The following is a 5,846-nucleotide window of genomic DNA, read 5'->3' on the forward strand; positions in this document are numbered from 1 at the left end:
CTCGCGTTGAAGTGCGAAAAGCCCGCCGCCGCCACGCCAATGACGGAGACCAGCATGATCACCCACAAGGCAATGGTGATCATGCGGACCGATTCGATGCGGCGGTACAGCAGCCAGGTGACGACGGCGGTCGCCGCCAGGCTGATCAGGTGCACCGGCCACCAACCCAGGTTGGGAAAGAAAAACCCCAGGTACTCGGCCATGCCGATGATGCCGGTGGACATCAACAGGGGAATGGCCAGCAACATCGTCCAGATGAAGAGGAACGGCATCAGCTTGCCGGTGCGGTACTGGAACGCCTCACGCAGATACACATACGTTCCGCCCGAACCCGGCATGGCCGCACCAAGTTCAGCCCAGACAAGGCCGTCGGCCATCGCCAGGACGGCGCCGGCCACCCAACCGATCACCGCCTGCGGGCCGCCCATCACCGCGACCATGATCGGGATAGTGATGAACGGCCCGATGCCGCACATCTGGGTCATGTTGATCGCGGTGCCCGAGAACACCCCGATGGAGCGATGGAAGGCGTTGTCGCGACCGGCCGGGGGTGCTCCGCTCACCACTGGCCCCGCACGCCGACCATGAAGCTGCGCTCGGAGAACGTGGAGTGCCCAGGCTGGTCGGGCCACACCAGGTAGTACCGCTGGTACTCGTTGGTGAGGTTGGTGCCGTCCAGGAAGATCTCCGCGTATTTGCTGAGCTTGTACGAGATCGATGCATCCAGGTATTTCTGCGGCGCCTCGTACATCTCCATGCCGGTGATGCCGCCCACGCTGTCCATCACCGCGCGACGCGACCGGTAGTTGTACGCCACGCGCGCCTGGAAGCGGTCGTCCTGGTACCACAGGATGAAGTTGCCCGACTTGGTGGAATTGTCCTGGAAGGGAATTCGCTTGCCGGCCAGGTCCTTCTCGCCCGAATTGCTCGGCGCGTAGGTGGCATTGACCTCCATGCCCGTCTTGGACAGGAAGCCTGGCAGGAAGGTGAAGCCCTGGCGGTAGTCGAATTCCGCGCCATGGATGCTGTTGCCGGTGCCCTGCACGGGCTCGGTAATCACGATGCAGTGATCGCGGACCACGCCGTCCTCATCCGGCAGGGTACAGTTGGTCACGCTGCCGTTCTTGATGAAACTGTCCACGTTGATGCGGAACAGCGCCAGGCTCAGCATGCTGGTGGGGTTGATGTAGTACTCAAGCGAAGCACCGAAGTTCCTGGAACGCCAGGGGTTGAGGTCCGGGTTGCCCGACGAGGTGCCATTGGCGACGCGGAAGATCGGGCCGGTGGGGGTTTCGCTCAGGCTGTAGTTCAGCTGCAAGCCGCCGCCCCAGGTGCTGAGGTCCAGCGGCATCATGTTCTTCGAGTAGGCCAGTCGCAGCTTCAGGCTGTCGGTCATGTCCAGCGAGAAATTGGCCGACGGCAGCACGTCCTGGTAACGGCGGTTGGTCTTTTCAATGCCCACATCCAGCGGTTCATTGCCGTACGCGCCCGGGTCGCCGCTCAAGTGCTGGGACACATCCAGGTTGGTACGGATCAGCCGCACGCCCACATTGCCGCTATAGCGCATGCTGCCAAGGTCACCCTCGAAGTCGCCTTGCAGGTAACCGGACAGTTCCTTCAGTCGCACGCCCCAGGTCGTCCCGGGCTCCGCCACCTGCTGGGTTTCCGGGTAGAGCGACTTCCAGTAGGAGATGGGATCGACCAGGGCGTCCGGGTTCACGGCCCAGAAATTGATGCCCGAACCCAGGAGGTTGTTGTACTGCTTGAAGTTCTTCGACAGCGGCCCCGCGGTATTGGGCATTTGCAGCGCGGACAGCGGCCCGGCGCGGAAGTAGCCCTGGTCGTTGCCGGCGGTACACGAGCCGCTGTTCAACACCACGTCGGCACCGACGTAGCGCACCAGGCAGCCACCCGGGTCGCTCGCCCCCATGCCCGCGTACACCGGCGTTTCCAGCGTCCAGCCGTTGTTGTCAGCACTGCGGATGCTGTTGCGCACGCCGAACTCCAGCTTGAATCCGTCCTGGAAATCGAACTTGCCATCGAAACGCACGGCGTTCAACGCCACCTGGCGATCGTAGTCGCCGGACGATTCAAGCGTCTTCATCGTCCAGCCGTTGGGATTGGCGAAATCGGAGGCAAGGGCTCCGGGCAGGCCGACCTTGATGTAGCGGCCACGGAAATCGGCGGTGATCGGGATCGTGTTCTGCGGAATGCCGTTGGCGTTGAACACGCGGTTGCCGCCCAGTTGGGCCGGGTAAACCATGGTACCGGGGGGAACGGCATCGTCAGGCACGCCGTCCATCAGCACGTTGGGCCACAGGGCGCCGTCCGAATCGGAAATGTTGAGGTCTGTCTCCTGGTTCGACTGCCAGGCCGTGTCACGAATGCCGCGCAAGGTGCCCGTGAAGGGGCCGCCGTCGTCGTAGTCCAGCTGCAGGTTGAAATTCTTCGCCACCGAGCTCTTCTGGATGATCGACGAGTACGACTCCACGTCGCCCGGCCACTTCTGGTAGACCTGCGTGGTGTAGAGGTTGCTGCCTTCCCAGCCGGGCTCGGGCGTGCCATATGAGCCGAGGGCAGGGTGGCCCGTGTCGCGCGATTGCAGCGGCACGTAGGTGGCGCCCTGCCAGTTGGTGGAGTTGAACTGGATGCCGACGTTACGATCGTACTGGCGCTGCTGCGAGTAGAAGTAGTCGCTGGTCAGGCTGAAGCCGTTGCCGATATCCATCTGGAACGACGCATTGCCGGACTTGCGCTTGCGCTGGGTGGTGATCTGGTTCAGGCCGATGTCCTGGCTGCCCATGAACACGCCGTTGGACTTGCCGTCGTGGTTCACATCGACGCTCCCGTCGGCGTTCTGCATGATCTGCGAAGGTATGGGCGCGCCGTTCCACGGGGTCAGGAAGCCGTTGTAACCGCCGGCGCTGGCCGCATTCTCGCCATTGAGCACCACGCCATACTGGTCCAGGCCCTCGGTGGAACTGGTCCGCCGGGTGTTGGAGAAATCGGCGGCGATCAACAGGCCCCAACGGCCGTGGTCGTTGAACGAGATCAGCCCGTTGGCCTCGGGCCCCAAATGCTGGCTGGTCTTGCCGCGCTCCCCGTCCGCCGAATAGCTGTAGGTGAATCCGCTGGGCAAATCCCAGGGACGATAGGTATGCAGGTCGATGGCGCCGCTGATGCCGGCGTCGGTCTCGTTGGCAGTGGATGATTTGACTACGTCTACGCCGTGAAACAGCGTGGACGGCAGCATGGCGAAGTCCGGCTGCTGAGAGTCGATCTGGTCGGCCGTGATGAACACTTCACCGTTCAACATGGTGCCCACCTGGGGCAGGCCGCGCACGTCCACCGATGTACCCACGCCGGCTTCGCGGTTTATCTGCACGCCAGTGACGCGCTGCAGCGAGTCGGTGATCGTGGTGTCGGGCAGGGCGCCGATGTTCTCCGCCGTGATGCTGTCCTGGATGTTCGGCGCGTCGCGTTTCAGGTCAATGGCGCGCATCTGCGATGCACGGACGCCGGTGACGACCACGGTCGACAGCGTGACGGCGTCCTTGTCCTTCTTCGCACCGTTTTTCCCGGTGTCGGGTGGCGGCGTCGCAGGTGTGGCCTGCGCCGTGTCGGCCTGCGGGGCCAGGTTGTAGGGCTGGGTATCGGCCCAGGTCGATGCCGTGGCGGATGCCGACACAACGGCAAAGAGCGACGCGGTGATGGCACACGACAGCGGATGCTTGCGAAGTACGGTGGACATGAGCATTACCCTCGTTGGTGTTGCCTGCCTGACCATGGCCTCACGAGAAGGCCTTTCCCCTCAATGCCACGGCGCGGGAACTCAAGCCCCGCTTGCCGCTTACTTCGAAAACGCCATTCGCGCCATCGCCCACTGGCCATCGCGTGGATCGCCGGTGGTGTAGACGCACAGGTCGCGAACGCCGGCCCCCGCCGGCATCGCAACCTTTCCAACAAGACGTACTTGCCCTTTGCCTTGCACCGCGCCATCCAGCGGCAAGCGGGCTACGAGTGGCCCCGTGCAGGAGTCGGCATGGATATCGAATTCACCCGCCGCGCTGGACGCGCGGCGTACCACCGAATCCCTGGCTTCGTCACCGAAGCGCCATGCCAGGCGCTCGACCGTCAGCGCGACCTGCGTGATGCCGCTTAGCGGTGCCCGCGGCCAAAGCCAGCACGCGTTGCCGATGTCGACCGAGTAGACCGGCCTCGCTCCCTGCGCCTGCCTGCTGCCATCAAGGCGTGAGGCGGCCTGCCGGGAGCACGTGGCAAGCGCGCTACTGTCTCGGCTGAGCGAAATGGATTCGCCCAGCATCTGCGTACGTGGCGCGGCAAGTTCGAAGCCATCCGGTGCGAAGGTCGCTGCACGCAAAGTCGTATTGCCCGTCAGCGTGAGCGGCCGGGTATATGTCGCGGATTGGTTGGTCGGGTCCGAGCCATCGGTGGTGTATCGAATCGAGCCGAAGTCCACCTGGTTCGACAGCTCGATCCGATAACTGCCTAGATCTTCCGCCGTCACATCAAAGGCCGGCGCGAACGCCGTGTCCGCGTAACCGATGCCGAGTGCACGGTAACGTGCCAGTTCCGCCGGCATGCGTTGCAGGAAGCCGTTCCAGTCATGCGCTCCCGGGGGCGACCAGCCAAGTTCCGACAGCGCCGCGATGCGCGGAAATACCGCATGCTCATCGTGCGCGAAGGTCAGCATCTGTTCGGTCCACAGGCCGCCCTGCACGCCGATGATGTGCCTGGCCTCGGCCGCGCTCGCGCCTTCCGGGATCACGATCGTGTCGTAGGCTTGCCGCAACGTCGCCGCGGGTGGGGGCCCGGCCCATTCATCGGGAAGCGCGGACTGGTAGTGATCGAAGTACAGCGACTCCTGGGGCGTCATGACCACGTCGTGGCCTTGCTTGATGGCCGCCAGCGCCACGCGTTCGTTGTCGTCCCCGTGCCACGACATCACCACTTCCGATGCCGGGAGCGTCGCGCCGGCGACCAGTTCGTCATCCCAGCCCACCGGCGTTCGCCCATGCCTGACGAGGTAGCCGGCGACCTGGTTGGTGAACCAGCCCTGCAGCTGGTCCATATTCGCCAGGTGAAGCTTCTGCATCTGTGCACGCACTTGCGGCGACGCGTTCCACTGCTGCTTGTCGGCTTCGTCGCCGCCGATCGAGAGGTATCGCGACGGGAAGGTCCGCATCAGTTCATCGAGCACGTCGTCGACGAATCGCAATGTCTTTTCATCGGGCTTGAGCAGCCAGGGGCTGACGCCCCAGTCGGTCCACACCGGCGGACGCTTGCCGGTAACACCCAGATGTGGATAGGTCGCGATGGCCGCCTGTGAGTGGCCGGGAATATCGAATTCCGGCACCACGTCCACGTAGCGTTCGGCCGCATAGCGCACGATCTCGCGCGCCTGCGCCTCGGTGTAGAAGGCGCAATACTGCTTGTCGGTGGAACCGGTCAGTTCGCTGTCGAGGCCCACCGCCTTGCGGCATGCGCCGATTTTCGTCAGCTCCGGATACTTGGGTATTTCCAGGCGCCAGCCCTGGTCCTCGGTCAAGTGCCAGAGCAAGACATTCATCTTGTTGAGCGACATCCAGTCGATCAGTTTCTTGATGTCGGCGACGTCCTGGAAGTGCCGGCCGGAGTCGAGCAGGATGGCGCGCCATGCGAAGCGGGGGTAGTCATCGATCGTGCCGTGGGCGACCTTGACCGGGGCGCCATGCGTCCAGCCTGAAGGGGTGAGCAGTTGCCACAGGGTGACGCTACCGTAGAACGCACCGCGCGGCGTGCGTGCGGTGACGACGATGCCGCCGTCATCCACTGTGATGCGATAG

General features: G+C 63.8%; 3 protein-coding genes. All 3 read right to left on the bottom strand.

Annotated elements, in window-relative coordinates:
* A partial coding sequence (locus VK519_RS02940) for an APC family permease (protein ID WP_324347511.1) occupies positions 1–563 on the bottom strand: 563 nt, incomplete at its 3' end.
* Entirely contained in the window at positions 560–3,751 is a 3,192-nt protein-coding gene (locus VK519_RS02945) for a TonB-dependent receptor (RefSeq protein WP_324347513.1), read from the bottom strand. The genes VK519_RS02940 and VK519_RS02945, both read right to left, overlap by 4 nt.
* Positions 3,752–3,850: 99 nt before the next feature.
* The coding region (locus tag VK519_RS02950) for a beta-N-acetylhexosaminidase (RefSeq protein ID WP_324347515.1) at positions 3,851–5,846 on the bottom strand (1,996 nt) is incomplete at its 5' end.

The sequence above is a fragment of the Pinirhizobacter sp. genome (genome assembly GCF_035317885.1).
Taxonomy (GTDB): domain Bacteria; phylum Pseudomonadota; class Gammaproteobacteria; order Xanthomonadales; family Rhodanobacteraceae; genus Pinirhizobacter.

Bases quoted from the DNA above. Each gene is read 5' to 3' on its own strand.
- VK519_RS02945 (WP_324347513.1), bottom strand. From the start codon at position 3,751: ATGTCCACCGTACTTCGCAAGCATCCGCTGTCGTGTGCCATCACCGCG.